The 25,737-nt window shown below is 63.7% G+C and carries 23 protein-coding genes; 13 read left to right on the top strand and 10 right to left on the bottom strand.

Annotation, left to right across the window (positions count from 1 at the left end; translation table 11 throughout):
• Positions 1–5: 5 nt before the first annotated feature.
• On the bottom strand, positions 6–485 hold the full coding sequence (locus A5766_RS25055; protein ID WP_231894669.1) for a DUF6361 family protein: 480 nt from the start codon (positions 483–485) through the stop codon (positions 6–8).
• Positions 482–1,147 carry a DUF6361 family protein gene (locus A5766_RS25060; RefSeq protein ID WP_231894670.1) on the bottom strand — a complete coding sequence of 222 codons (666 nt, stop codon included), beginning with the start codon at positions 1,145–1,147 and terminating at the stop codon, positions 482–484. Before A5766_RS25060 ends, A5766_RS25055 begins: the two co-directional genes overlap by 4 nt.
• Before the next feature lie 307 nt (positions 1,148–1,454).
• Here A5766_RS25060 and A5766_RS15365 point away from each other — a divergent pair, with 307 nt between their 5' ends.
• Together A5766_RS15365 and A5766_RS15370 are read left to right on the top strand one after the other, a co-directional pair.
• Positions 1,455–2,750: a hypothetical protein gene (locus tag A5766_RS15365; RefSeq protein ID WP_064905254.1), complete on the top strand. Its 1,296-nt coding sequence runs from the start codon at positions 1,455–1,457 to the stop codon at positions 2,748–2,750.
• An 837-nt stretch (positions 2,751–3,587) separates the two neighbouring features.
• Entirely contained in the window at positions 3,588–5,210 is a 1,623-nt protein-coding gene (locus tag A5766_RS15370; protein WP_064905256.1) for a long-chain fatty acid--CoA ligase, read from the top strand.
• A 30-nt stretch (positions 5,211–5,240) separates the two neighbouring features.
• On the opposite strand, the gene A5766_RS23965 is transcribed toward A5766_RS15370, so the two are convergent.
• Positions 5,241–5,621: an excalibur calcium-binding domain-containing protein gene (locus tag A5766_RS23965; protein WP_005207136.1), complete on the bottom strand. Its 381-nt coding sequence runs from the start codon at positions 5,619–5,621 to the stop codon at positions 5,241–5,243.
• 138 nt (positions 5,622–5,759) lie between these two features.
• Positions 5,760–5,945: a zinc-binding dehydrogenase gene (locus A5766_RS15380; protein WP_064905258.1), complete on the bottom strand. Its 186-nt coding sequence runs from the start codon at positions 5,943–5,945 to the stop codon at positions 5,760–5,762.
• A 370-nt stretch (positions 5,946–6,315) separates the two neighbouring features.
• On the opposite strand from A5766_RS15380, the gene A5766_RS25065 reads away from it, so the two are divergent.
• Positions 6,316–6,537 (top strand): PASTA domain-containing protein, encoded by a 222-nt coding sequence (locus tag A5766_RS25065; protein WP_269449453.1) that lies wholly within the window; start codon positions 6,316–6,318, stop codon positions 6,535–6,537.
• Positions 6,538–6,547: 10 nt separating this feature from the next.
• Here A5766_RS25065 and A5766_RS15390 read toward each other — a convergent pair whose 3' ends face one another.
• On the bottom strand, positions 6,548–7,411 hold the full coding sequence (locus A5766_RS15390; RefSeq protein WP_231894332.1) for an N-acetylmuramoyl-L-alanine amidase: 864 nt from the start codon (positions 7,409–7,411) through the stop codon (positions 6,548–6,550).
• A 27-nt stretch (positions 7,412–7,438) separates the two neighbouring features.
• Between A5766_RS15390 and A5766_RS15395 the strand changes: the two genes are divergently transcribed.
• A complete protein-coding gene (locus tag A5766_RS15395; protein WP_039856129.1) occupies positions 7,439–8,521 on the top strand; it encodes an HNH endonuclease in 1,083 nt (360 codons plus the stop codon).
• Between the two features lie 13 nt (positions 8,522–8,534).
• On the opposite strand, the gene A5766_RS15400 is transcribed toward A5766_RS15395, so the two are convergent.
• Positions 8,535–11,843 carry a DEAD/DEAH box helicase gene (locus A5766_RS15400; RefSeq protein ID WP_051993922.1) on the bottom strand — a complete coding sequence of 1,103 codons (3,309 nt, stop codon included), beginning with the start codon at positions 11,841–11,843 and terminating at the stop codon, positions 8,535–8,537.
• 161 nt (positions 11,844–12,004) lie between these two features.
• Here A5766_RS15400 and A5766_RS15405 point away from each other — a divergent pair, with 161 nt between their 5' ends.
• From A5766_RS15405 to A5766_RS15415, 3 genes are all read left to right on the top strand, one after another.
• The gene (locus A5766_RS15405; protein WP_005207143.1) at positions 12,005–13,660 is read left to right on the top strand and encodes a nuclease-related domain-containing DEAD/DEAH box helicase; all 1,656 of its coding nucleotides are present in this window, start codon (positions 12,005–12,007) and stop codon (positions 13,658–13,660) included.
• Between the two features lie 67 nt (positions 13,661–13,727).
• On the top strand, positions 13,728–14,207 hold the full coding sequence (locus A5766_RS15410) for a DUF1942 domain-containing protein (RefSeq protein ID WP_005207144.1): 480 nt from the start codon (positions 13,728–13,730) through the stop codon (positions 14,205–14,207).
• 97 nt (positions 14,208–14,304) lie between these two features.
• The gene (locus tag A5766_RS15415) at positions 14,305–14,997 is read left to right on the top strand and encodes a hypothetical protein (protein ID WP_064861742.1); all 693 of its coding nucleotides are present in this window, start codon (positions 14,305–14,307) and stop codon (positions 14,995–14,997) included.
• 85 nt (positions 14,998–15,082) lie between these two features.
• Here the strand turns inward: A5766_RS15415 and A5766_RS15420 are convergent, their stop codons facing one another.
• Positions 15,083–15,568 (bottom strand): pyridoxamine 5'-phosphate oxidase family protein, encoded by a 486-nt coding sequence (locus tag A5766_RS15420; RefSeq protein WP_039856146.1) that lies wholly within the window; start codon positions 15,566–15,568, stop codon positions 15,083–15,085.
• A gap of 103 nt (positions 15,569–15,671) precedes the next feature.
• Here A5766_RS15420 and A5766_RS15425 point away from each other — a divergent pair, with 103 nt between their 5' ends.
• Entirely contained in the window at positions 15,672–16,643 is a 972-nt protein-coding gene (locus A5766_RS15425) for a ketopantoate reductase family protein (RefSeq protein ID WP_005207147.1), read from the top strand.
• Positions 16,644–17,203: 560 nt separating this feature from the next.
• Here the strand turns inward: A5766_RS15425 and A5766_RS15435 are convergent.
• Positions 17,204–17,521: a DUF2853 family protein gene (locus A5766_RS15435; protein ID WP_005207148.1), complete on the bottom strand. Its 318-nt coding sequence runs from the start codon at positions 17,519–17,521 to the stop codon at positions 17,204–17,206.
• Positions 17,522–17,669: 148 nt separating this feature from the next.
• Here A5766_RS15435 and A5766_RS15440 point away from each other — a divergent pair, with 148 nt between their 5' ends.
• Both A5766_RS15440 and A5766_RS15445 read left to right on the top strand, forming a co-directional pair.
• Positions 17,670–18,830, top strand: a complete 1,161-nt coding sequence (locus tag A5766_RS15440) for an epoxide hydrolase family protein (protein WP_005207149.1) — start codon at positions 17,670–17,672, stop codon at positions 18,828–18,830.
• A 91-nt stretch (positions 18,831–18,921) separates the two neighbouring features.
• Entirely contained in the window at positions 18,922–20,673 is a 1,752-nt protein-coding gene (locus A5766_RS15445; RefSeq protein WP_039856137.1) for a DUF3556 domain-containing protein, read from the top strand.
• Here A5766_RS15445 and A5766_RS15450 read toward each other — a convergent pair.
• Positions 20,627–21,883: a lipase family protein gene (locus A5766_RS15450; protein ID WP_064905260.1), complete on the bottom strand. Its 1,257-nt coding sequence runs from the start codon at positions 21,881–21,883 to the stop codon at positions 20,627–20,629. The two genes, A5766_RS15445 and A5766_RS15450, sit on opposite strands and share 47 nt — an antisense overlap.
• Positions 21,884–22,093: 210 nt before the next feature.
• Here A5766_RS15450 and A5766_RS15455 point away from each other — a divergent pair, with 210 nt between their 5' ends.
• From A5766_RS15455 to A5766_RS15465, 3 genes are read left to right on the top strand one after another with little or no spacing between them, the layout of a single operon-like run.
• A complete protein-coding gene (locus A5766_RS15455) occupies positions 22,094–23,389 on the top strand; it encodes a TY-Chap domain-containing protein (protein WP_005207152.1) in 1,296 nt (431 codons plus the stop codon).
• 26 nt (positions 23,390–23,415) lie between these two features.
• Complete coding sequence (locus A5766_RS15460; RefSeq protein WP_005207153.1) at positions 23,416–24,129, top strand: GNAT family N-acetyltransferase; 714 nt, start codon at positions 23,416–23,418, stop codon at positions 24,127–24,129.
• A 22-nt stretch (positions 24,130–24,151) separates the two neighbouring features.
• Positions 24,152–25,108, top strand: coding sequence for an adenosine deaminase (locus A5766_RS15465; protein WP_064905261.1), 957 nt, complete (start codon positions 24,152–24,154; stop codon positions 25,106–25,108).
• Between the two features lie 109 nt (positions 25,109–25,217).
• Here A5766_RS15465 and A5766_RS15470 read toward each other — a convergent pair whose 3' ends face one another.
• Positions 25,218–25,652, bottom strand: coding sequence for an Ig-like domain-containing protein (locus tag A5766_RS15470; RefSeq protein ID WP_156527470.1), 435 nt, complete (start codon positions 25,650–25,652; stop codon positions 25,218–25,220).
• Between the last annotated feature and the right edge of the window lie 85 nt (positions 25,653–25,737).

The following is a 25,737-nucleotide window of genomic DNA, read 5'->3' on the forward strand; positions in this document are numbered from 1 at the left end:
GTGTGTCAGGCGCTAGCACTAGCGAGCCCCTCTCGGACGTCAGCAAGGGTGCGTTGCACGTTTCCCCACCGATAGTTCAGGCGGCCAGCGCCCGAAGCACCGCGCCAATTCTTGATGAGTCGGTCGTTGTTGAGCCGCGACGACTCGCCCTTGTTCTTGCGTTCCCTCTCGGTGATCATGGTCCTGATCTCGCTGCTGGATGCGATGTCGTGCGCATCGTGCGCGCGGACCCGAGCGGTCCAATCGTCGACGAAGAGCTTGGTCGCAGGGCCGACAGGATTCCCGGCGCGCCCCCGCAGCACGTTGGCCCAGAAGTCGCCGAGGTCCCACCCCATCAGCGCCTCCCGATTGAGTTCGAGTTCGTCAGCCCAGTCGGTCAGCGCGTCTCGATACACCTCGACGTACGTCTCGTCACCAGCGGTGAGCTCGTCGTACCGCTCGGCGACAATCAGGTTATAGACGAGAGCGGCCCCGTTGATGGTCAACGAGAACAGCCGTGCGTGTTCGACGACGTTCCTGATGTCGTCCGACGCCTGCACCAGCGCCGGATGCGTCCACGGAAGTGCGGCTTCCGTCGGATCATCGTCGAGACCGTCGGCAAACAGGTGCGCGAGATGCTCCCTGGACAGGTCACCAAGATCCGCTCGCGGAACCATTGGGCCTCGTCTTCGGTCATGTCCAGCCCGCTCTCGAGGCTGGCGGGGAAGTCCGCCGGAGGGCTCACGGCTACATCCCACGTGTACGACTTGGGGTCGCGCAGGATGCCGTAGCGCTGCAGCGCGGACCAATAGATCTGCGACGGGAGCACGCGGACTGCTTTACCCGCCACCTTGCCGATCATTCCGTCGACCGCCGGCGGGGTACGCAAGACCTCGATGAGCTTGCGCTCTTCGAGACGCGCCTTCGACACCAGCTCGGTGCCAGTGGATTTCTTGGCAGCACGTTGGAAGATCCACGGGATGATCGCGAAGTAGCGCGGCCGGGTGTGCAGTGTCGAAGTGCCTGGAAACATCAGGTCGCCCAAACCGTCGCGGACCTGGCCAATGCCCAAGTCGTCGAGCGTGCTCACGTCACTGAACAACCTCACGATCTCGCGCATGCGCCGCTGGTCGCTGGCCGACGTGTCCAGCCAGGAGATGCTCGACATGGTGCTCCTTTACTGCCGTTTACCCAGCTTTGAAAAACGCGTGTACTCGAGGCTCCGAGCGAATCAGATTCAGCCGAAACTCTTCTTCGCGCTAACCCAACGAAATGAAGGTAGCCATTCGGCTGCGTCGCACAGGTGGATCGACATGTCAGTCGTTCAAACCGATGAGGCTGTTACCTGGCGCAATTAGCGGTACCGTGCAACCGCCTGCCCGATGTCGTCCGATCGGACGAACCCACGTGCATGTCCGAGACGTCCGATACATTCAGCTCGACGTCGCGCACGCGCATGACCGAGGGGACTCGAAATGACCAACCAAGAACTACAACAGGTCCCCGTGTGGACTCTGGTGACATCGGAGACTGATGTCCCCGACGTACTGAGCGCGACCACATCCCTTACGTCCGATCGATTGGCGGGGCTGCGTGACGCACTGGCGACACTGAGCGACGCGCCGCTGACAACCCTCGAAGCACATCACCTACCGGAGCCTGTTGATCGTTCCGCGGGAATCCCGCTTGGCAGTCTGAGTCCACTGGCAATGGAGCTCTCGAAGCTGGTCACCCGGACGCCGAAAGTCGTCGCCGACGGAGGCGAAACGCTCTACCGCATGGTGGTTCCGGCGAAGGTCGCTGCGCAAGTCGGCGGAGGCATCGTGTCGCCGATGGCGTCGAAAGCCGTTTCCGGTGGCATCCACGGCGCGCTCATGAATGGGTCGAAGATCGCGGCTCAGTCCACGTTCGTACCTGTTGCGGGTAAGGGTGCGGTTGCAGGCGCTGCTACCGGATCGGCGGGCACGGCCGGCGTCGCCGCTGCAGGTGCAGGCGCGCTCACCGTCGCGGCGCCGCTTGTGCTTATGGCGGTAGCGGTCGGAATCAGCGCGCACGCCGATCGACAACGTCAGTTGGCGCTCGAGAAGATCACCCAGTTGCTCGAGAAGATCGACGCGAACATGCTTGCCGATGAGCAACACAGTCTCGAGGGTTGCCGGAGCTCCATAACCAAGGCAACCGCAATTCTGCTCGACCGCGGTCAACTCGGCATCTCCCTGGGTTTGGACAGTGCCGCTCACGCGATCGATACTGCGATCGCCAAAGCGTCGGCCCGAGTTTCCAAGTGGGAGAACGCACTAACGCCGTTGGAGGGAAATCGCATTGAGGTCAACCGCCTTGTCAAAGCACTCCCCGGGGTCGACAACCCTCAGGGAGAGTTCTACGTTCATCTGCAACTCGCGCGCCTTGCCATAGCCATGAAGCAGCAGGTGATAGTCCTGCAAGCGGTCGAGCACGCTCAGATGGACGAGGACAACCCCTTCACCCGCTTCACCCAAACTCTGCAAGCAGAGCAGACTGAACTCGAAGGCCTTGAGAATCGCCTTCGAGCGGTAATCAGCCGGATCTCGACGTTCGAACTCGACCGCTCTCATGGCATCCGCGACGTGGTGTTCTCGTCGGGCGAGGTCGACAGGATTTTGAATACGTCACGGGTTCTGCAACGCCTCGGCGAGTACGCGCAGCTTCCAGCTCGACACCCGGACGTGACCATCGACATCGCGCAGAACAAGGACGGGTCGCTCGTGGTTCTGCCTGCGCATGCGGCGTAAGCGGGACTAACGTCGACCCAGAAACAGACGACCTGGATTCGTCAACTATCGCGCCCACTAGTGCGTCAAGCCGTTGTGCGAGTTCATCGCCCGTCACTGCACCTTCGTTGAACACGATGACAGACCAAACCCCCATCCTATCGATTCCGCCTGCATCACCTAGTCGTCCGGCTGCACCAGGCGAGTCCCGCTCAGCACACCATCCAGCGTCGAGTCGACTCGGTAGCGACGCTCAGTTTGAACAATCACCACGTCGTGGCGCGCCGTTTCGAGTCGGCCGTTGAGGTAAAGCCATGCGCACGCAACGGAGATGCACAAGCAGCGCACCCCCAACGAAAGACGTTCACCCCAACCGACTCGACAAGCGCCCGAGGTCGCCGCAACGTCGCTCCATACCCTCACTTATGCGCGCAAGTGAAGGCAAGCTGGCAGATGCCTTCAGACCGTCACGGCGATAGCGCGCGCTCTTCGAGACAATCCATCGCTCCCAGGCGGCAACGGGCGTACGGGAGAATCTCAGCCGAAAACGCTGGCAGAGCTATCCGACGGCTAGTCGATGCTGGGATCCTGCAAGAGTTCACCGGGTTCAACAGAAATCGGATGTGGCAGGCCGTCGAGGTGACCGCCGCACTCGACGCCTTTGCCTAGAGGGCTGTCCAGCGCGCGATAGGCCGCCAACTCTGCGCCGGTTGAGTCAACAGGCCCCTTCTCGACGAGATCTCCCCCACCTCTACGCCCGCGTGTCCGATTCTGCATAATCGACACCGTGACCGGAGTCACTCCCCGACCCTGAACCCAGGGCCACCACACCGAGCCACGCGAACCCCAGGAGCACCCATGCAGAGCACCATGCAAGACGCCCCGCTGCAGATTGCGCAGATCCTGCGCCACGGCAGCATGGTCCACGGCGACGCCGAGGTCGTGACCTGGACCGGAGACGGCTCGCGGCGTCGAAGCTACGCCGACGTCGGACGACGCTGCGCACAGTTGGCACACGCTCTACGCGGACTCGGCGTCAACGGTGACCAGCGCGTCGCGACGTTCATGTGGAACAACGCCGAGCACCTCGAGGCCTACCTCGCCGTGCCCGCGATGGGTGCGGTCCTGCACACCCTCAACATCCGACTCTTCCCCGAGCAGCTGATCCACGTGGCCAACCACGCCGAGGATCAGGTCATCATCGCCGACCCTTCACTGCTGCCGCTGCTCAACCCGCAACTGCCACAGCTGACCACCGTCAAGCACGTCATCGTGACGGGCGACTCCACCGACGGCGTCGACGCTCCCGACGGCGTGCAGGTGCACTCGTATGAGGCGCTGATCGCCGAGCAGCCCGTCGACTTCGACTGGCCCGAGGTCGACGAGCGTTCTGCCGCCGCGATGTGTTACACCTCCGGCACCACGGGCGACCCGAAAGGTGTTGCCTACAGCCACCGTTCGATCTACCTGCACTCCATGCAGGTCTGCATGACCGACGGCCCCGGACTCAGCCAGGGCGACCGCGCGCTCGCCGTCGTGCCGCAGTTCCACGCGATGTCGTGGGGTCTGCCGTATGCAGCGTTCATGATCGGGGCGTCGCTCATCATGCCCGACCGCTTCCTGCAGCCCGAACCGCTGGCCGCACTCATCGCTGCGGAGCAACCCACCACCGCGGCGGCTGTCCCGACCATCTGGCTCGGCCTGCACCAGTACCTCACGCAGCACCCGCAGGACATCTCCTCACTGCGCGACGTGCTCATCGGCGGATCGGCTGTACCGCCATCGTTGATGCACACCTTCGAGGATGAACACAACGTCGAGGTACTCCACGCCTGGGGCATGACCGAAACGTCGCCACTCGGCTCCGTCGCCCGACCACCCGCGGGCACCGAAGGCGACGAGCGGTGGCACTACCGCTACACGCAGGGCCGGTTCCCGGCGTCGGTGGAAGCGCGACTCATCGGCGACAACGGCGAAACACTCCCCCACGACGGCAAGACCGTCGGCGAACTCGAGGTTCGCGGACCGTGGATCACCGGCGCCTACTACGGCGTCGACGCCGCCGACAAGTTCGACGACGGCTGGCTGCGCACCGGCGACGTCGGCTCGATCACCCCCGACGGCTACCTCACGCTCACCGACCGCACCAAGGACATCATCAAGTCCGGTGGCGAGTGGATCTCGTCGGTCGACCTCGAAAACGCCGTCATGGGCCATCCCGACGTACTCGAAGCCGCCGTCATCGGCGTACCCGACCCCAAGTGGGACGAGCGGCCCCTCGTCGCCGTCGTGCTGCGTGAGGATTCCGACGCGACACCGGAGACGTTGCGAGAGTTCTTGTCCGACAAGGTCGCAAAGTGGCAGCTCCCCGAGAACTGGACCATCATTCCCGAGGTTCCCAAGACCAGCGTCGGCAAGTTCGACAAGAAGCGCCTGCGCTCGACGTTCCACGACGGAGGACTCGACGTCACCCGGTTGTAGGTGACGCAAGTCCTCAGTCGCGGGGACGAGCTACGAGAAGAACTCGACCGAGCCCCAGCCCCCACGGTTCGGCTTCGACTTCGGAGCCTTCTTCTTCGGCTTGGGTTGGGGCTTGGCCTGGGGTTTCGGCTGAGCTTGGGGAGCGGGCTGCGCCTGCGGGGCGGGCTTCGGCGCTGATCGCGACCCGGTCTCACACGCGACACCGTCGCCATCGCGATCAAGTGCCGAGCGGTATCCGTCCTGGCCGCGGTAGATCGGCGCGACGCCCGCGTCACGTGCCGCCTGGCAATTCTTGTAGTACGCCACCGGCGTAGGCGCAGGAGCCGCCGACGCAACCGGGGCAAACCCGACCAACCCTGCGGCGACGCCTCCGGCAACCAGCCCGGCGATGGCCGAGTACTTCTTGTTCATCTCTCACCCAATCTCTCGATTATCGATCAGTGACAGTACTGGACGCCGACACCATCGTCGGCGGTCCCAGCGTCGGCCGAACAGACGAATCTTGCTGACGCACTGACCGATGCCGACTTCAGACGGGCAGTCCGACACTCAGTCCTCACCAAACGGAACCACGACGACCTTGCCCCGCAGCCGACCCGCCTCGGCCTCCTCGTGCACCTTGATCAACTCAGGTAGCGAAACCCGCTGCGCGATATCGACTTTGAGATCCCCGGTGTCGACCAGGCCCACCAGTTCGGTGAGCACCGCGGCGCCGCGGCGTCGAAACAAGGACACGGACGCAGAGGAGTGACGCTATGTCCCCCGATCGGACCAATCGATCCGGAATCGGACATGGCGTCGGTAGGCATGCGTACGTTTACCAGTATCTGACGTCGGGGGTCGTCACACACTATCCGTCGGAGGACTGATGAAGCACGTTCGCACACAGGGTCATCTCGCGCTCTGCGCACTTGTGGCCGCTGGAGTACTCGGCCTTACCGCATGCAGTGGTTCGAGCTCGGAACCAACAACGGCGACCACTACCACCACGACGGCAGAGGTGACCACGTCGCAACCCGCTGAGGTCACTGAAACAACAATGGCAACAACAACTCCGAAAGCTCCGGCGGCGGCACCGGCGACCACCGAACCCAAGGCAGCTGCCATGCCTAACGTCGTCTGCATGAACCTCCAGGAAGCACAGAACACCATCCAGGAAGCCGGCGTCTTCTACTCACGCAGCAAGGACGCGACGGGTCAGGGCCGCAGGCAGGTTGTCGACAGCAATTGGATCGTCGTCGCGCAGACTCCATCCGCGGGCGCGCCTGTCACAGAGGGAGAGGCCGTATTGTCCGCGGTCAAGATCGGTGAACCCAGCCCCTGCTGATCACACCGACTCACCCCGCACACCCCCGCCCGTCCACGGGAAGCGCGGTCTGCACGCCGTAGGCGATGCCCTGCGCGTACCTGGCGAGCCAACTCGATGGCAGGGGCGTCGACCCGCCCGCGCTGTCGAGTCCGAACTCGTTGTAGACCCAGGGCACGCGGTCGGACATCAGCGCGATCATCGGGATGTTGCCGGTCCATAGCGGTGCGCGACCACCAAAGTCATTGTTGGTCACCATGACTGGTAGTCCCTCGGCTCGGGTTCGAGCGTCTGCTATCGCCTGGCCGTAGCGCTGACTGGCAGCGGCAGTCGCCCCGCTGCGATATGTGATGCGCAGCGTCGTGCCATCGGCCGCGGTACCTTCGCGATACAGGCCGACGCGCTGCACGAACACCGCGTTGGCACCCGGGCTAGTATGGATACTGATCGCGACACGCGCGTGCGCCGCCACCGCACGGCCCACCCGCTGCCGATACGTGACACTCTCTGTCACAGAGGTTTTCAGCATGACAACGCGATACCCGCTCCGTTGCAAGCGTTCTCGTACCCGAGTCGCGACCGCGAATACGTCCGCATCCTCTGCGCCGTTGGGATAGTCGATCTGCGATGCGCCGGTCACCGGGTCGAAGCCGTCGATACGCACCGGGTTGTGTCCGGGGTCGAGCGCGACCACGACCTGAGGACACGTCGCCTTCGACGACGCCGCCGCGGTCGTCAACACCGCTGTCGTCAACGCCGCTGAGGAGCGGTCCGGAGCAGCACTCTGCGTCGCGCAACCACCGAGGCAGCACGCGAGAACCACGACCCCCACCCGCCTCAGAGCCCTCCGCGCTTGTTCTCGCATCATCCGATGATCGCAGACTGAACGCTGCATCGACCTCACCTCACTACACTCGACCCCGTGCCCACGGACCCCTTGACGCTCGGCCAGCAGCTGGTCGCGGTGCTCGAGGGTGGGCGGCGGACATCCACGTACAAGCTCGCCGTGATGGTCGCGCTCCTCGACCTCGCCGTCGAATCCGTCCCCGATGATCCCGCCGCGGAAGTCCCGATCGACCTCGACGAGCTGACCGACCGCGTCATGGCTCAGTACTGGACCCAACTACGCCCGCTCAGCGAGAAAGGCCATGTGGTCCTGCGGCAGTCGCGGGACGGACGTGGCGTGGTCTTCGCTGCACTTGCCGACCTACGCGAACAGTGCAGCACCCCGAGCCTGCGCGAAATGCCCATCGAGAGCGCGAAACTTGCTGCGCCTGCGGCCTATTCGAAAACGCACGAAGCGGTCAAGAAGAACCTCGTGCGCTACCCCCTCCACCTCCTCCAACAAGTCGGCACCGGCCCACACGAGTGTTTCCTCTACGACGACTCGTGGATGGGCACCGATTCGACGCGAGTCATGGCCGAGCACGGCAACCGACTCGTTCTCTTCGGCGGCGTGTGCCACACCCTCGCACGGCTGGCACCGCTGGTGAAACCGGCCTTCCAGCTCGCCTGGGTCGACGACGTGCGGCACATGAACCGCGACATCCTCGACGACGGCCCCGACATCGCCGACCACCTCTTCGGCACCGAACGCGTCTCGCTCACCCGCCCCGCGGGCATCCTCTCCGAACACTTCGGCAACGATTGCTTCTACTGCAACGCCCGACTCCGCACCGGCCGCCACGTCGACCACGTCCTTCCGTGGTCGCGAGTCCCGATCGACGGGCTCGCGAACCTCGTCCTTGCGTGCCAGCCGTGCAACACAAGCAAATCCGACGTCTTGCCGGCGCCGACGTACGTCAGCCGTGCACTCGACCGGGGGCAAGACGTCATCGACGCCCTCGCCGACGAGATCCGGTGGCCGAGTCAGTACAGCAGGGTGAAATCTGCGTCGCGCGGCCTGTACTCCACACAACCCGACACGACGCCGATCTGGCTGGGCGCCAGACACATTCAGCCACTCAAACGTGTTGACTTCGGGCGGTGGGACGTCGAACTGTAGCGGCGCCTGAACGCTACCCGAGCATCTCCCTGATGTCGTCGGAAGAGAGTGCGGTGCCGAACAATTCACCGTCGTCGATGGCTGCGTCGAACAGCGCGCGCTTGCGGTCCTGGAGTCCCACGACCCGCTCTTCGATCGTGTTCGCCGAGACCAGCCTGCAGACGGTGACCGGACGTTGCTGGCCGATCCGATGGGCACGGTCGACGGCCTGCGCCTCGGCTGCGGGATTCCACCACGGATCGCAGACGAAGCAGTAGTCGGCCTCGGTGAGGTTGAGGCCGAATCCGCCTGCCTTCAAACTGATCAGGAAGATCTGCGTTGCCCCACTGGTGAATTGGTCGACGGCCTGCGCTCGCGCATTCGCTGTCATCGACCCGTCGAGATAGCTGTACGCCAGCTCGGCGTCGTCGAGATGCGCCCGGATGATGTCGAGGAATCCGGTGAACTGACTGAACACCAGTGCGCTGTGTCCTTCGGCGACGAGCTCGGGCAACGCTTCCATCAGGTACTCGACCTTCGCCGATGCCACGCCACTATGTGTGCCGTCGACGAGACCCGCGTGTAGGCTCAGTTGCCTCAGCAGGCTCAGCGACCGGAAGACCTGGAACCGGTTCTTCTCCCAATCACCGAGCAGCCCAAGCACTTTCTGTCGTTCACGGGTCAGGCGGGTGTCGTAGATGCGGCGGTGGCGGGAGTTCAACTCGAGTGCGAGCACCTGCTCCTGCTTGGCCGGAAGGTCCAGTGCTACTTGCTCTTTCTTACGTCGCAACATGATTGGCTTGATCCGGCGTCGTAATGTTTCCATCCGCTCCGGATGTGCCCCGGATTCGATGGGCTTGCGGAAGTACTCGGTGAACGCGGTCGGCGAGGGGAACAGGCCAGGCGCGGTCACCGACAGCAGCGCCCACAACTCCATCAGGTTGTTCTCCATCGGAGTTCCGGTGATAGCAATCTTCGACGGCGCTTCCAGTCGCCGGGCGGCCTGGTGAGTCTTGCCGGTGTGGTTCTTGATGAACTGCGCCTCGTCGAAAATGATTCCGTCCCAGCGCAATGCGTCGAGATCGTCGAAGAGAAGGCGCATCAACGTGTACGACGTGACAACGATGTTGGCTCCGGCGGCAGCGTCGGACACTGCGATTCCTGACTTGGCAGGTGTGGCGACAACCGAGGAGACCGTCAAGGACGGTGCGAATCGCCCGGCCTCTGCCACCCAGTTGGGCACGACGCTCGTCGGCGCGACTACCAGGTAGCGGGCCTGCGGTGTCGACTTCACCACGCGCGTGATCATCGCCAAGGTCTGGATTGTCTTTCCCAGACCCATGTCGTCGGCGAGGATTCCGCCGATGTTGTTGTCAGACAAGAACGCTAGCCAGTTGAGTCCGTCGCGCTGATAATCGCGCAGCTTTGCCTTGAGCGTCCGCGGACAGGCCACCCGCTTCGGTGGTGTCAGCGCGGCGAGCTTGGCCATCTGCGCGCGCCACTGCGCGATCTGTTTGTCGACGACGCCGAGCTCTAGTAGTTCCTCCCACAGCGTCGCATTCATGCTGCGGGCGCTGACTTTTCCGTTCTCGATCTCGCCCAGTGCGCGGGCTTCGGCGATCAGCTCGGCGAGCCGACGCAGTTCCGGGACATCGAGTGAAAAGTAGCTGCCGTCGTCGAGGATCAGATGCGTGGCACCAGAGCTCAATTCGGAGATGAGACGCGACGTGGGGACCTGGTGGTCGCCGACCGTGACCGTGACGCCGAGGCCGAACCAATCGTTGCCGGTCGAATCGTCGGCGGTGAAGGAGATCGAGGGTTCGTCGTCGAGCTGTCGGAAGTCCACGGCGATGCGGTTGTCGATCACGATGCGTTCATCGCCGGCAAGGTCGGGCAGGACCGTCGCGACGAGCAGCGCGGCGTCGACCGACGTGATCGGTACGGCCGTGGCGAGTGCCATCGCCGGGAGCATCTCGACCTGTTGCCCTGCGAGACTTGCTTGTTCAAATGCGTGCTGGAGGTCGCGCACGGTGCTCGAACGCTGGGTGGCCGCTGCAGTCCACGCCTTGGAGAACCACGAGGCGATGCACTCGACGACCTCCTGCATCGGCTCGCGAAGCGACTCCCACAGCTCGGACTCGGCGGAAACGTCTCGATACGGCGTCGCACCGACATTCTCGGCGACGTCGAAGACATGACGACGGTCGTTGACCTGATAACCGACGCTCCAGCCGTACCGGTAGTTTCCACCGCTGTCGGTCAGGGTCAGCACGGCGAAGGGCCCCGATACGTCGGGCGGGGTGAGGACACCGTCGGCCACGCGCACGGCACGACGCTGCTCGATGCGCGGTACCACCTCGACAGCGAACTCGTCGAGGTCTTCGTGCGGGATGAGCACCGGTGAGTTGTGGGCGAGGAGGTCGACCTCCGCCTTGACCAGTGGCGGGTCGAACCCGGCGAGCGACAGCACACGGTCGCCGACTAGCCACACTCCACTGGGCACGTCCCGACCGATGTAGCCGCGCAATCGATCACCGATCAGTTCACCGTCGATGGCGAGTCCGCATCGGAGCGCGGCTCCGTCGGGGTTCGCCTCGATGTCGTACCGCAACGACGCCGTCGTGAGCTCTACCTCGACGGCACCGGGAACAGCGTCGACGACCATCTCGACGCCTGCGTCGCGGACACTACGTAACGCGTCCCATACAACATGGTTGGCTGCGGCCATACTGAGCCAATCCGACGACGTGGCATAGCTGTGGCCGGTGATCGCTTGGTGCAGTGCGCGGATGGCACCCGCGTGAGTCGCCTTCAACGACGACGTGTTGTACCCGCTGATGACTTCGCGCCACGTCGCACCGGTCTTGATCCACCGCCCCTGCCGCCCCATGAGCATGGGCCGCAGTTGCAAAGACGGTCCTAGTGAGTACTTGGTGGGAGTCGCCTGACGGAAACTCAACGCCAACGGGACACCTGCGGGCTGGACTGGCGTCGAAGTCTCTACTGTCACGCCGGCAAGGAGGTTTCGCCACGACGGAGGCTGTGGTGGAGGTACGGCCCTGAGGTGACGCTGCGCGCGATCGCGTGTCAAGCTGCCCTGCCCACCCGGGGATGACGCGGTGAGCAGTACCGCGACCGCATGCTTGCAGTCGATGCCGACCGGGCAGGTGCAGTTACCGTGGCTGAACGCTGCCATCGTCGGCGGGCGCTCGGTGAAATGAACCCGGACCGCGTAGTGGCGACCACCACTGCCCTGACACGTACCCGCGAGAACCCGATCACCCTCGACCCAGTTGTAGCTTCGCACCATGGACTGGCGGGAGTAAGCCTCGCCGCGGGACATGGTTCCCTGGTCGAAGCGCCGCCGCAGGTCTTCCGTGGTTACGTGGAACGCGGGTGTCACAGTGCGAGACTAGCGTGATGCTGACTTCGAGCCTGTCGGACTCACCTGCAACACTGCGATGAGTAGCCACGCCAGTCAGGCGAACCAAGAGAGTGGATGCAATGCCGCATACGATCCCCGAGTCGCCCCGCTTCGCTTCGAGTGCCGAGGAGTCGGTCTGGCGGCTGCTGAATGAACAACTCCTCGACACCGACCTCCTCGTCGCGAACCAGCGCGTCACCGATCACGACAAAGACCACGAGATCGATCTCGTGGTGGCCATCGAGGGCGCGGGAATCGCCTGCCTCGAAGTCAAGGGTGGCGAGGTATGGCACGACGGCGAGTCGTGGTGGCAGGCGCGAACCGGCCGACCTCCGAAAGAGATCACTCCCGTCAAGCAGGCGTTGGAAGGGTGCTACGCGCTGCGTGAGTTCGTCGAATCCGATCCGCGATGGACACAGGGGCGTCGACGCTGGGATCACCTCGTGGTCTTCCCCCACACCGAAATCCCCTCCGACTTCGCGCTGCCGGAGTGCCCACGATGGAAGATCATTGACCGCACGCAGCTCGACCAGATCATGCCCCTCGTCCGAAGAGTGTTGTTGCAGAAGGGAACCGACGTACCATTCCTCGACGCTGCGGGTATCGACCAACTCGAGACGACGCTCGGCGGGCGGGGTCTCCCGCAGCGCGACGTCGTCGCGCGAGCGATCGAGAACGAGGACGTCGCCGACGCGCTCACCGCGAATCAAGCGGTCATTCTGCGCGCTATCGACCAACTATCGCGTGTCGAGATCCGCGGTGGTGCGGGCAGCGGCAAGACCTTCCTCGCACTCGAGCAGGCACGTCGCCTCACGCGTGCGGGGCAACGCGTAGCACTGGTCTGCTACTCCCACGGGCTGGCGTCGTACCTCACGCGCATCACGTCGGCGTGGAACCGTAAGGACCGCCCGGCCTATGTCGGCGAGTTCCACGACCTCGGCATGCAGTGGGGCGCCCCCGCCGGGCCCGACGAGTCTGTTCGTACCGAAGCGGCGTCGCAATTCTGGGAACATGAACTGCCACAACAGATGCACGACCTCGCCGAGACCCTCCCACCCGGCAAGCGATTCGACGCGATCATCGTCGACGAGGCACAGGATTTCGCCGACGAGTGGTGGCCGCCGTTGCTGGCAAGCCTGCGCGATCAGGACACCGGTGGCATCTACGTATTCAGCGACGAGGCGCAGCGCGTCTTCGACCGACAGGGTTCACCACCGGTTCCGCTCGTGCCGATCGTGCTCGATCACAACCTGCGCAACACACGCCAGATCGCGAGCGCATTCAGTTCGCTTGTCGGACAACGTATGCAACTGAAGGGCGGCGAAGGCCCCGACATCCGATTCGTCGCGTGCACCGCAGAGGAAGCCCTCGAGGCCGCGGACGACCAGATCGACGTCCTGCTCGACGAAGGCTGGCGTGCCGAAGATATCGCACTACTCACCACGGGCAGTCGCCACCCGGAACAGATCGAGCGGCAAGCCGAGGGCAACGCGTCGTACTGGGCGACGTTCTGGGACGACGAGCAGGTCTTCTACGGACACGTACTCGGCTTCAAGGGGCTGGAGCGTCGAGTAATTGTCCTCGCGCTCAACGAGTCCCAGGTGAGGAGCCGGTCGACGGAACGGTTGTATGTCGGGCTGTCGCGTGCACGCGAGCAACTCGTGGTGTGCGGCGATCCCGACTTCGTGCGGACAGTCGGCGGACCCGAGGTTGCGCGACGACTGGGCATCGACTGACTCGCCCGAATTGTCAGACCCTACGCATACGGTGTCACCAACACTCCCCACAGACAGGACACCCACTGTGCGTTCCACCCTCGCGGCGATCATCGCCACCATCATGTGTGCTCTCTTTTCGATCGCCGTGGTACCCGCGGCAGCGAGCGCAGCACCGCCCTCGAACGCGCGTTACATCTCCGGTGACGGCTGGGGCGGCTACGTCCAGATCACGGATATCAACCTGCGCGGCAGCACCTTCAGCTTCACGGCGACTATCGAAAGCACCCGGGGCGCCATTCCGGTCAACCCCTTCTATTTTGTCGCGAAGGCGTCCGACGGAACAACCTACGACGATCCCGACTTCAGCACCACCGACCTTCACTCGGGGTATCTGTCAGCGGGTCAACGTGTCAAGGGCACAGTTGCGTTCACAGTCAACGGCCCTCGACCGACCGCAATCCAGTACGAAGGAGTTCTCGGGGAAACGCTGGCCACATGGACCTTCACCTGGCGCGAGGCACCAAAGTCGAAGAAGCCCGCACCGCTGTTCGGGTCTGCGTCCTAGTCGCTATCGACCCGAGCACGGAAGCTGACCCTGTAACCCGAACCGCGCTCCGCCCGATATGTCGCTAACAGCAACGCCGCTGACGATTGGAGCTGAAATGCCACTCACTCAAGAACAACTCGACGTCATCGCCGACCGAATCGCTGATCTGAATCCCCAGCAGCGCACCAGGCGATGGAGCAGCATCAGCCTCTGCATTCTCGACGCAGTGTGGAGTATCGGAGCACATTACGACAACGTGGTCACGCCCCTCGTCGTCAAGTTTGCCCGTTCGCAGGGCGTCTCCAGTGCCGTGGTTCCAGTCGACGAGCTACCCAAGGATGATCCGATACCAGCTTCGAGTCTCGCAAGATTCACCGACGACGCACTCTTGTCCCTGACTAATAGCCAGCTCACCTCGACTCGCGGAGGAGTGACAAAAGCACATGCCTCAATCGCCTACGCGCAAGTACTGGTTGATAGCGGCGTCGAATCGCTCTCGGACGCAATCGAGGCATTGGGGGATAAAGCACGTCTCGCGAGCATTGACGCCGAGCTAGCTCGCGTTCCGGGCGACGGACAGCATGGCATACGTCGCGGATATCTCTGGATGCTTGTTGGCGACGACAACCGAATCAAGCCGGACCGGATGATTCTTGGATGGTTTAGGAGCCTAGGAGTTCCGAGTGATCCTGCATCGGCAGAAGATTACATCCGAGCTGCCGCGCCAATTGTTTCTGCGCGACTGCAACGTCCCGTCACGCCGTGGGAGATCGACCATGCGATCTGGAATTACGCTCGATCATCCTAGAACCATCTAGCCTAGGACGCGTGGCCGATACTGCAGCCGACCCGCGAAAGTGTCAACGCCGTGGGCTGGCTGAGCCGTCCAACACTCAGAGATCAACCGACGCGTTGGTGGCGACGTCGGGCTGTTCGCCTGACACGATCGCTTTGGCGTATTTGAGCAGCGCAACGGGTTTGGGGCTGTCCAGGGTCCAGTACTCGGCGGAGTCGGCGTGCACCTTCAACAGTGCGACGCCCGGGTCTTCGCGGCCCTTCTCGAACCAGGCCTCTGCGTGAGAGTTCCAGAGCTCGTCGATCAGCTTCTGTTCGTGGGTGACCGACGCTGTGCCGGCGATCGAGAGATAGTTGTCGTCGGCCTGCAGGCTCACATTGACGTGTGAGTCCTCGGCGACCTGGTCAGTTTTGGGCGAAGGGACGACGGTGAAGAAGTACAGATCGCCGTCGAATTTTCTGTCCAGCACTGCTAGTGGACGGCTCAGCAATCGACCATCCGATTCGCTGGTCGTGACGAAGGCGACGCGACCCTTCGAGATCAGCTCGCCGATGTGCTCGAATTCGGTGTTGTCATCAGTCATGGTTTTCACGCTACGCGCAAGTGCTCTTCACGCCCACCGTCCCGCGTGACTGTGACGGCGGGCGGCACGCTCCCGCGTCGCGCTCGCATCTACCCTGAAGACCATGCGTTTCGTCATCTACGGTGCCGGGGCCACCGGCGGCGTCATCGGTGCTCACCTGGCACTTTCCGGAGCAGACACCACCTTGGTCGCGCGCGGCGAGCATCTGCGAGCAATGCGTAAGGGCGGACTCGTCCTCGACACCGCCGAGGGACACCAATCCATTTCGACCACGCTTGCGTCAAATGCGTCCGAAGTGGACTGGAGCGACGACTCCGTGACGCTCCTCGCCGTCAAGTCGCAGCAGACCGCCGCGGCCATCGCCGACCTTCGGGCGCATATGCCTCTCGACACTCCGGTGGTGTCGGCCCAGAACGGCGTCGCCAATGAACGTAAACTGCTTCGCGTCTTTCCGCACGTCTACTCGCTGTGCGTGATGCTGCCCGCCTTGCATCTCGAGCCTGGTGTCGTCGTTCAGGCGTCGTCGAACAAGCCCGGAATCCTCGACATCGGGCGCTATCCGTCGGGTATCGACGAAGTGGCGCAATCCATTTCGTCAGCACTGCGTGCCGCGACGTTCCTCTCCGAGCCGCGCCCCGACATCATGGCGTGGAAGTATCGAAAACTGATAATGAACCTGGTCAACGGTATCGACGCCAGCTTCCGCAACGACGGCGACGCCTTCGCCGAGCTTGTTCGACGCGCACGAGCCGAAGGTGAGGAGGTCATCGAGGCGGCGGGTATCGATGTCGTCTCCGAGGCCATCGACAAGCAGCGGCGCGGCGATGCCATCGTCCGCCGTGACACCGGAGAGGCTTCCTTCGGCAGTTCAACCTGGCAGAGCGTCGCCCGTGGAGCGCGCAGCGTCGAGACCGACTATCTGTCCGGTGAAATCGTGCTGCTCGGGCGACTACACGGCGTGGCGACGCCGGTCAACGAGCTCGTCCAAAACGAAACCGACCGCCTTGCGCGCGAGGTGCTGTCGGCAGCGAGTTCGGATGCGGGCGTCGCGCTGGAGAGTCTCGACCTTCTGTAGCAGCACCATTTTCGATACCGTGCAGGATCTCCTCGCAGGTCTGCGCCGCGATGTCGCACAACTTTTTCGCCCGGGACGTCATCTGTGGATCTGTCGAACGTTCACGCCACACCTGCGACATCCTGCGCGCTGTAGCGGCGATCTCACGCGGATCGCTGTCGGGTGAGAGACCGAGACGTCGAGCGGGGTCGGACCCGTGCGAACCGAGAAGCGAGACCAGTTCGTCGCGCAGTGGCGTCGAAAGATCCCTGTTCTCGCGCAAGCTCGGGAACCGCTCGGTGCGCGTGCTCGGACCGATGCCACGATGCGACGTCGGCACCGCGAACATCTCGGTCGGCGAGTTGGGGTCAGTGGATGTCTCGTGCATGGCCTCGACTGTGCCCGTCGACCCTTGCCGCGCTCTCAACGCGACCTGAGAGCAGCCTTCGGATCCTGTTGCATCTCAACGCCCTCCGACATGCCGGGTGACGTACAGCACTAGAGAGCGCCTACACGCGTTCGGCGTCGACGACTTCTCTGTGAAGACGTCGACGCCGAAGGCGGAAACCAGGTGAACAGCGCTATTTGAACACGCCGAGCTTGCCGAACTTGTCAGCGAGCTTGTAGTACACGGCGAGCCGCGGATTGGACTTGCCGTCCTTCATCTCCGCGAGCACGTCCTTGATCGCATTGTCGAGGTAGGCGTCGGTTTCTGTCAGACCGAGCTTCTTCTTCAGGAAGTTCTCGCGCACGGTTTTGAGTTCTGCGGGATCGCTTGCCGACACCAGAGCGGCGTCGGCGTTCTGAAGGGCGAGGCGGTAGGTCGACGCCATCTTCTCGACCACGGCAGGGTCGGCGTCGGGGACGTACTTCTTGACGGTTTCCAGGGCATCAGACATGGGGACACTCCATTGGGTTGTCGCTGGTACAGGCGACACGGTACGCCCGTAAAGACGATCAAGTCTGATGAATCGCGGGTTGTCGCAAATGTCCGCCCCCTGTCGATCATCGAGCAACGACACGTCGTGCACCTCCTACCCTTGGTTCATGGCAGCCACCAGCGCGATCCGGCCGTTCATTCCACACACCGACCCGGCCGTCGTCGACGATCTTCGACGACGCCTCCAGACGACTCGGTGGACCGACGCTCCGGAAGGCAGTGGATGGTCGATGGGTACGGATGTGTCGTATCTGCGCGATCTCGCCGACTACTGGCGCACGGATTTCGACTGGGCCGCAATCGAATCAACGATCGCCGAATTGCCTCACTTCACGGTCACCGTCGACGGCCTCGACATCCACGTTATCCACAGCCCTGCATCCGACCCCGACGCGGCATTTCCCGTCCTGCTGGCCCACGGCTGGCCCGACTGCTTCTGGCGATTCCTGAAGGTCATCCCGCTCCTCACCGATCCCGCCGCACACGGCGCCGAGCCCGCCGACGCCTTCACGCTGATCGTTCCCGACATGCCGGGGTTCGGATACTCCGGTCATCCCAGTGGGCCGACGCCCGACACACGAGACATCGCGCGAATGTGGGGTCAACTGATGCAGGTGCTGGGGTACGACCGGTACGGCGTCGCCGGCGGCGACATGGGCAGCCACGTGGCCCGCTATCTCGCACTCGCCCATCCTGCCCGCGTCGTCGCGGTGCATCGAACCGACGCCGGGCTACCTCCCGCGACCATCGACAGGTCAACATTGAGTCCTGAGGAGATCGCCTGGATCGACGACGCCGCACGCTGGTCGGCCACCGAGGGCGCATACGCGGCTATGCACAGCACCAAACCCCAGACAGCCGCGATCGGCCTGGCCGATTCACCGGTGGGCGTGGCGTCGTGGATCGTCGAAAAGCTGCGGTCGTGGAGCGACTGCGACGGAGACCTCGACAGCATCTACACGAGAGACGAAATCCTCACGCTCGTCACGCAATACTGGGTCACCAACACGATCGGATCGTCGATCCGCACATACCGAGCCAACGCGGCCATACCGGTCGAGGACCGTATGCGCTACGTCGACGTCCCGTCCGGGTTGTCGATCTTCGGCGGCGATGTTGTTCGACCGCCCCGCGCCTGGTTGGAACGTACCGCGAACACCGTTTACCACTCCGAGCCCAAGCACGGCGGCCACTTCGCACCGTTCGAGGTGCCGGAGAGCTACGCCACCGAACTGCGTACGTTCTTCCGTCCCTACCGCAACGCATGAGCGGCGTCGGAAACCACTGAACCCCAACCAAGCATTCGCTTGGTTTGTTAACGTCCAGGCTGCGGCACCCATCGGCAGTGAGGGCGGAACATTGGGGTTCATCACACAGACCAGGCCCGACGTCGACTTCCCGACATGGAGTCAGGGCTCCCGAGCCGAGAAGATCCGGCCGATGGCACGCCAGTGGGCAGAGGTCGGGTTCGGCACCCCCGTGGTGTTGCACCTGTTCTACGTCGGCAAGATTCTGGCCTACGTGTTCGTCGGCTGGGCGATCGTCGCCGCGACGCCGGGCATCGGCGGGTTCTTCGACGTCGCGTCGTGGTACAGCGAGACGGTCGTCTTCCAGAAGGTCGTGCTCTACACGATGCTGTTCGAGGTCATCGGCCTCGGTTGCGGCTTCGGTCCGCTCAACAACCGCTTCTTCCCGCCGTTGGGCTCCATTCTGTACTGGTTGCGCCCCAGAACAATTCGTCAGCCACCGTGGCCCACACGTGTGCCACTGACGCGCGGCGATGTGCGCGGCCCGGTCGACATCGCGCTCTACGCAGCACTTCTCGTGATTCTGGTTGTGGGACTCGTCAGTCCCGGTAGCAGGGAACTTCCCGATTTGAACTCGGCAACCGGCGCACTACCGCTGTGGGAGATCTGGACGATTCTTGTACTTCTCGCGCTGATCGGGTTGCGCGACAAGACAATCTTCCTCGCCGCGCGTGGCGAGGTGTACGGCGCGCTGTGCGTGACGTTCCTGTTCACCGGTGTCGACATGATCGTCGCCGCCAAGGTTGTCTTCCTGGTGATCTGGCTCGGTGCGGCGACGTCGAAGCTGAACAAGCACTTCCCGTTCGTGATCGCAACCATGATGTCGAACAACGCGGTCATCCGGTCTCCGAAGATGAAACGACTGTTCTTCGAAGACTTTCCGGACGATCTGCGGCCGGGTAGGCCATCGCGGTGGATCGCTCACTTCTCCACTGCGGTCGAGGGTCTCGTGCCGATCGTGCTGTTCTTCTCGCATGGAGGATGGCTCACGTGGGTTGCCGCGGCGATCATGCTGATCTTCCATTTCGGCATTCTCAGTTCCATTCCGATGGGAGTTCCGTTGGAGTGGAACGTCTTCATGATGTTCGGAGTTCTCGCACTCTTCGTCGGTCACGCCGATCTCGGCCTCGGCGACCTCGAGCAGCCGTGGTGGGTCGCCTTGCTGTTCGTGGTCATTGCGGGCACGGTGGTGATCGGAAACCTCTTCCCGCGCAAGGTGTCCTTCCTTCCTGGGATGCGCTACTACGCCGGAAACTGGGACACCGGGATCTGGTGCATGACACCGTCGGCGTCGGAGAAGTTGGAGAAGAACGTGGTGGCGATCGCGGCTTTGCCTGCATCGCAGCTACAGCGGATCTACGGCAGCCCGGAAGCGGCTCAGGTTGCGTTGTACATGGGATATGCGTTCCGCGCCTTCAACAGTCACGGTCGGGCGCTGTTCACGCTCGCACATCGCACGATGGCCGGGCACAACGAATCGGACTACATGCTCACCGACGGCGAACGTATCTGTTCGACGGCGATCGGCTGGAACTTCGGCGACGGTCACCTCTCCAACGAACAGCTGATCGCCTCGCTACAGAAGCGCTGCGAGTTCGAGCCGGGCGAGGTTCGGATTGTGCTCGTCGACGCCCAACCTATTCACACGCAGACCCAGCAGTATCGCCTGATCGACGCTGCGACAGGAGAATTCGAGCGCGGCTATGTCCGCGTCGCGGATCTGGTGACCCGTCAGCCGTGGGACGACGAGGTCCCGGTCACCGTGACCTGGACAGCGACACACGCTGACCGGCAATCGCAGTGATCGTTTTGTCCTCGCCCGGCCGACCGTCGAGTCGATGGGTCAGCCAACTGACCGCGAGGGGCCCGGACAGCGGCAACAGCGAATAGTGTTCTGTGACAAGGTCGCGCACGTAGGTGACGGGCACGCCGAGATCACGGTACCGCTGCGCCTGCGCGTCGACGTCGGCAGCATCGATCACCTCGTCGTGCACCGCCTGCATGACCAGCAGCGGCACGGCGGGTGCATGTGTACCGAGTTGCAGGTCGTCCATCATCTTCACGACGCCCGGATCCGCCAGCACGTCGGCAAGCGGGATGTCGAAGTAGTCGTCGAGATCGTGGTTGCGGAAGCGCCGGATCGCCGCGAGCGTCGGAAGAGTGGCGGCCTCGTCGAGGTTGTGGCGCCCGAATTCCGTTGCGTGCTCGGTGATCATGCGCTCGAGAGCGGGATAGACCCGACGCAGACCGGCCACCACGAGGATCGGAAGCCCTGCGTGCAGGCCACCGTTGAGCCGTAGCAGCGTCGACGCCATGTCGCCGACGGGCGAACCGAGAACGGCACCAACGATATTCAGCTCAGGTGCGTACTCCGGAGCCATCTCGGCGGCCCACGATGTGGCAAGTCCGCCGCCCGAGTATCCCCACATTCCGATCGATGCCGTCGCGTCGAGGCCGAGGGGCTCAAATGACAGCGTGGCCCGAATGCCGTCCAGCGCACGGTAACCCGGCTCACGGGGCGCACCCCACGCCCCCTTGGCGCCCTCGTGGTCGGGGATCGAGACCGCCCAACCCTTCGAGAGCGCACGACGCACCACCATGAATTCGAATGGTGCGACGGCGCGCGACGCGTCGGCACCCTTCTGCAGGGCATACGACGGGAAGCACTGCGACGTCACCGCGTCGATCGCGCACTGGAACGACAGCACCGCCGGATTCGGATGCTTGGTGCGATCGGGCACGACGACCGTCGTGACAGTCGCGTCGGGATTGCCGTCGAGGTCGGTTGATCGATAGAGCAGCTGCCACGCCTGATGATTCGACGCCCAGAAGTTCTTGAGCTCGACCTGTCGTGACCGGATCACCTCACCGGGCCGGCAGTCACCGAGATGCGCCGGGGCGGCGTAGAAATGGTCGTCGACGGGCAGCAACGGACCGGCAGATACGTCGTCCTGATTGTCGTGTACTGCGGGCGATGCACCTGCCGACGTCGTTGTCAGCGTTTGCGCTGTCATGTCACTCCCCTCGTTCGTACTTGTATTTACCAACATTGATCGCCGGTGGAGAATTCCGAGTCGCTCGTCTCATCTTCGAGCGAAAGAGACGAAGCAACAGCTCTGAACTGGACAAACACGACGTGTCAGACCCTGCGACTACCTTGCATCTCGAACACACATTCGCACCTCGGCGAGTGCTCCAGGGTGCACAACAGGATGGGGAACCGCATGTCCACCCACGGCTTCGACAATCTCATCGAGAACGCATGGCGCGAGTTTGCCGCCACGGTGACATCACGCGTACCCGACCTCGGGCGCAAGGAGTTTCTCGAGATCGCCCGCCAAGACGGCCAGCGATATCGCGTGCTGCTCGTCTTCACCAAGACGGGTTCTGGAAAGGTGAGGTGCACGCTCGACGGCACTGCGCTGCCGTGGGCCGGGCGGGCGGAGTGGATGCGCATTCGCGGTCGCCTGGCACAGCTCGGGTGGCGGTTTCTCCCCCGAAAGGGCCAGCACATCGCCGAATCCGGCCAGCGTGACGCAAGCTCCGTCGCCGACATCGCCGTGTCGACGCTGCGCGAGATCTTCGACGTTGCTCACCCCGTGTTCGTCACGGTGAACGATCCCTTCGGCACGCACCCCGACGCGGGGCAGGTCGACGAGACCGCGGCCGCCACCGAACGTCAGCTGACCGTCGTTCCGCAGGCGCCCGACCGAAGCGTCGAGCCGCCGACGGATGAGCACTACACCGCCGAGATGCGTGAGATGGCCGCAGCCATGGATGCGCTTCCCGAATGCATCGCTCCCGGGTTCGTCATCTCGGGTGTCGACGAACTACTCGAAGTCACCCGGAGCGTGCTCGCGAGGCATTTCGGATGGCAGGTGTCGGTCGTCAACGGGTGCATCGAACTGCCCGCGCTCGACGCCGTACCGTGCACGATTGTCGGTTCTGATCTGGGTCCGAGCCTCGTACTCACGACGACGCTCACGCACCGACTCCTCGATCCCGCACTTCTCGGCACTCTGACCACCGAATACTCGTCGAGGTGTGCGGGGATCACCTTCGTGGTCCACGATCAGCACGTCTATGCACAGCGGATCGTCGACGCCGCGGTGTTCCATCCGCACAACCTCGACGCGGCGCTGCGCACCTGGCGGCGCTTTCTGAACAATGAGGCAGGCGAGCTGATCGACGCGCTCAACGCCGGCGGCCCCGGTGCTCACACCTGCGCACAGAGCTCCGTACCCGTCGGGCTCCAGACGTTGTTCGACTTGGGCTTCTCCGAAGCACTCACACCCGAACGCGTCCTGCATCTGACGAACGGGAAGGTCGGTCGGCTCACCGACTATCTCCGTGTGTGTCGCGAGCTCCTCGCCAACGCCAAGGCGTTGGCCGCGGAATCGCAAATCCGTGGCGCCGCGCCGGAGGAGATCGAATTGCACACGGACACAGTGGATTTCTACCGCCAGTTCTGCCTCCTGCTCGAGCAGGCGATCACTCGCGCGACCCCGAAAGGTGCGTGACGCGATGGGCGCATATCGTCGAGTGAATGGCGAGTGTTCTTCCCCCCGACGGCCCGGTTCGTGATGAGACAGTCCTCGACAACCCCGCCCGTTCCGCCCTCCTCGGGCCGCATTCGCGATTCGCACAGACACACGGCGACGCGCTGCGCTACCCCGCCGACGTCGCACCGTGGTGCGCCCTGCCGGATGATCCGACGATCTCCGACTGGGAGGATGCGGCAGAGCTTGTCGGTCCCGACGGCTCCATCACGCTCGCCACCGTCACCGTCGAGCCGCCGGAGGGCTGGACGAGCACGATGCGGATAACCGGCGTGCAGATGATCGGGGCCGCCGTCGAGGGATATACCGACCCGCGGGTGGTCGAACTCGACGACTCCGACGTCGACGACATGCTCGATCTCGTGGAAAGGACGCGGCCGGGGCCGTTTCGACGCCACACCATCGATCTCGGTACCTACCTGGGTATCCGACGCGACGGCAAGCTGATCGCGATGGCAGGCGAACGCATGCATCCGCCTGGGTGGAGTGAGGTCAGCGCGGTCTGCACCGACCCGGCGTTCCGTGGAGAGGGATTGGCCAGGGCGGTGGTCCTCGCGGTCGTGGAGGTGATTCGCGAGCGCGGTGACCTGCCGTTCCTCCATGCGTCGGCCGACAATGTCTCGGCGATCCGGCTCTACGAGAACGTGGGTTTCACCCGTCGACGGAAGGCGATCTTCCAGGCTGTGCGCGCTCCGCAGTGAGGCGCCCGGCAGGATGGGTGCCATGGACGACGCCGAGCTGCTGACACTGCCCAAAGCCGAACTGCACATCCACATCGAGGGCACCCTCGAACCGGAGATGGTGTTCGACCTGGCAGCCCGCAACAACGTCGCACTCCCCTACGCGTCCGTCGACCAGCTGCGAGCTGCGCACGCCTTCGCCGACCTTCCCCACTTCCTCGACCTCTACTACGCGTGCATGGCCGTGCTGCGTACCGAAGACGACTTCGCCGATCTCGCCGCCGCTTACCTGCGCAAGGCGGCGTCGCAGGGTGTCACGCATGCGGAGGTCTTCTTCGACCCGCAGGCGCACACATCGCGCGGCATCGACCTCGGTGTCGTCGTACGCGGGCTGCGTCGTGGACTGGATACGGCGGCGGCGGAGACATGTGGGCATGCCGATCTCATCGCGTGCTTCCTACGCGACCGGCCGGTGTCAGAGGCTCTCGACACCCTCGACGCGTTGGAGCCGTTCTTCGGCAGCCTCATCGGGGTTGGACTCGATTCAGCCGAAGTGGGCTTTCCGCCAGGACAATTCGCGCCTGTCTTCGACCGTGCACGGGAGGCGGGCCTGCATGTCGTGGCGCACGCAGGAGAGGAGGGTCCGGCTCAATACATCTGGGAGGCCCTCGACGTGTTGGGGATCGAGCGCGTCGATCACGGCGTCCGCGCCCTCGAAGACCCCGCACTGCTCAGGCGCCTGGCCACCGATCGAATCCCGCTCACCACGTGCCCACTGTCGAATGTGCGGCTGCGCGGCGTCGAAAGGCTCTCCGATCATCCGTTGCTCGACCTACTCGACGCCGGGCTGGTCGTCACCATCAACTCCGACGATCCAGCCTATTTCGGCGGGTATGTCGGCGACGCGTTCGTCGAGGCGCGGCGCGAGCTCGACCTGAGCGAAGAACAACTTCGCGCCATCGCACAGTTCTCGTTCGACGCATCCTTCACGGCGCCCTGAAACAGTGCGCAGCAGGCACATTCGCGATGACACGTGGCTCGGGCGGGTCCGACCACGAAGGTCGGCCCCGCCCGATCGCAGACAGCCGTAGCTGCGCTGGCTCACAGCGTCACAGTGCGAGGCAGAGGCTGCCGAGGTTGAGACCCTGCGAGACCGGGATGTTGCTCAGCGTCTTGACCGACGGCGAGAACGGATTCCGGAACTGGATGGCCGTGAGGTTGTGGCTTCCCGCAGTCGACGGCGTCCACTTGAAGGTCGCCTTGCCTGCGACCGGCACAACCGTGCCGACGGTGACGGAGCCGTCCCGCAACGTAACGGGATTCGTCGCCCCTACGCCGGAGACCGGAACGGCGATGTCGTAGGTACAGGTGGTGGCGAACTTGCCGCCGAGCCCGGGCGTCGCCTGCGGTACGTCGACGGTTGCCGACGCCGGCGCGGCGAGCGCGATGGTCACCGCGCCGGCGCCTGCGGCGAGAGCTGCCGTCACTGTGGCACGACGGGTGCGCCGACTTGTTCGTTGCTTCCGAATTGTGTTCTCGGACATTAGTCCTCCTAGTGTCTCGTTTCGTTAATACGTTTTGGGTTGAGCTTTCTTCAGGATTTCGTCTGCGGTTTTTGTCCATACGAAG

Source organism: Gordonia sp. 852002-51296_SCH5728562-b, from assembly GCF_001665475.1.
In the GTDB taxonomy this organism is placed as follows: domain Bacteria; phylum Actinomycetota; class Actinomycetes; order Mycobacteriales; family Mycobacteriaceae; genus Gordonia; species Gordonia sputi.

Coding starts and splice junctions, on each gene's coding strand:
- A5766_RS25060 (WP_231894670.1), bottom strand. CDS start 1,147: ATGTCGAGCATCTCCTGGCTGGACACGTCGGCCAGCGACCAGCGGCGC.
- A5766_RS15365 (WP_064905254.1), top strand. CDS start 1,455: ATGACCAACCAAGAACTACAACAGGTCCCCGTGTGGACTCTGGTGACA.
- A5766_RS15370 (WP_064905256.1), top strand. CDS start 3,588: ATGCAGAGCACCATGCAAGACGCCCCGCTGCAGATTGCGCAGATCCTG.
- A5766_RS23965 (WP_005207136.1), bottom strand. CDS start 5,621: ATGAACAAGAAGTACTCGGCCATCGCCGGGCTGGTTGCCGGAGGCGTC.
- A5766_RS25065 (WP_269449453.1), top strand. CDS start 6,316: ATGCCTAACGTCGTCTGCATGAACCTCCAGGAAGCACAGAACACCATC.
- A5766_RS15390 (WP_231894332.1), bottom strand. CDS start 7,411: ATGCAGCGTTCAGTCTGCGATCATCGGATGATGCGAGAACAAGCGCGG.
- A5766_RS15400 (WP_051993922.1), bottom strand. CDS start 11,843: ATGTCCCGCGGCGAGGCTTACTCCCGCCAGTCCATGGTGCGAAGCTAC.
- A5766_RS15405 (WP_005207143.1), top strand. CDS start 12,005: ATGCCGCATACGATCCCCGAGTCGCCCCGCTTCGCTTCGAGTGCCGAG.
- A5766_RS15415 (WP_064861742.1), top strand. CDS start 14,305: ATGCCACTCACTCAAGAACAACTCGACGTCATCGCCGACCGAATCGCT.
- A5766_RS15420 (WP_039856146.1), bottom strand. CDS start 15,568: ATGACTGATGACAACACCGAATTCGAGCACATCGGCGAGCTGATCTCG.
- A5766_RS15425 (WP_005207147.1), top strand. CDS start 15,672: ATGCGTTTCGTCATCTACGGTGCCGGGGCCACCGGCGGCGTCATCGGT.
- A5766_RS15435 (WP_005207148.1), bottom strand. CDS start 17,521: ATGTCTGATGCCCTGGAAACCGTCAAGAAGTACGTCCCCGACGCCGAC.
- A5766_RS15440 (WP_005207149.1), top strand. CDS start 17,670: ATGGCAGCCACCAGCGCGATCCGGCCGTTCATTCCACACACCGACCCG.
- A5766_RS15450 (WP_064905260.1), bottom strand. CDS start 21,883: ATGACAGCGCAAACGCTGACAACGACGTCGGCAGGTGCATCGCCCGCA.
- A5766_RS15455 (WP_005207152.1), top strand. CDS start 22,094: ATGTCCACCCACGGCTTCGACAATCTCATCGAGAACGCATGGCGCGAG.
- A5766_RS15460 (WP_005207153.1), top strand. CDS start 23,416: ATGGCGAGTGTTCTTCCCCCCGACGGCCCGGTTCGTGATGAGACAGTC.
- A5766_RS15465 (WP_064905261.1), top strand. CDS start 24,152: ATGGACGACGCCGAGCTGCTGACACTGCCCAAAGCCGAACTGCACATC.
- A5766_RS15470 (WP_156527470.1), bottom strand. CDS start 25,652: ATGTCCGAGAACACAATTCGGAAGCAACGAACAAGTCGGCGCACCCGT.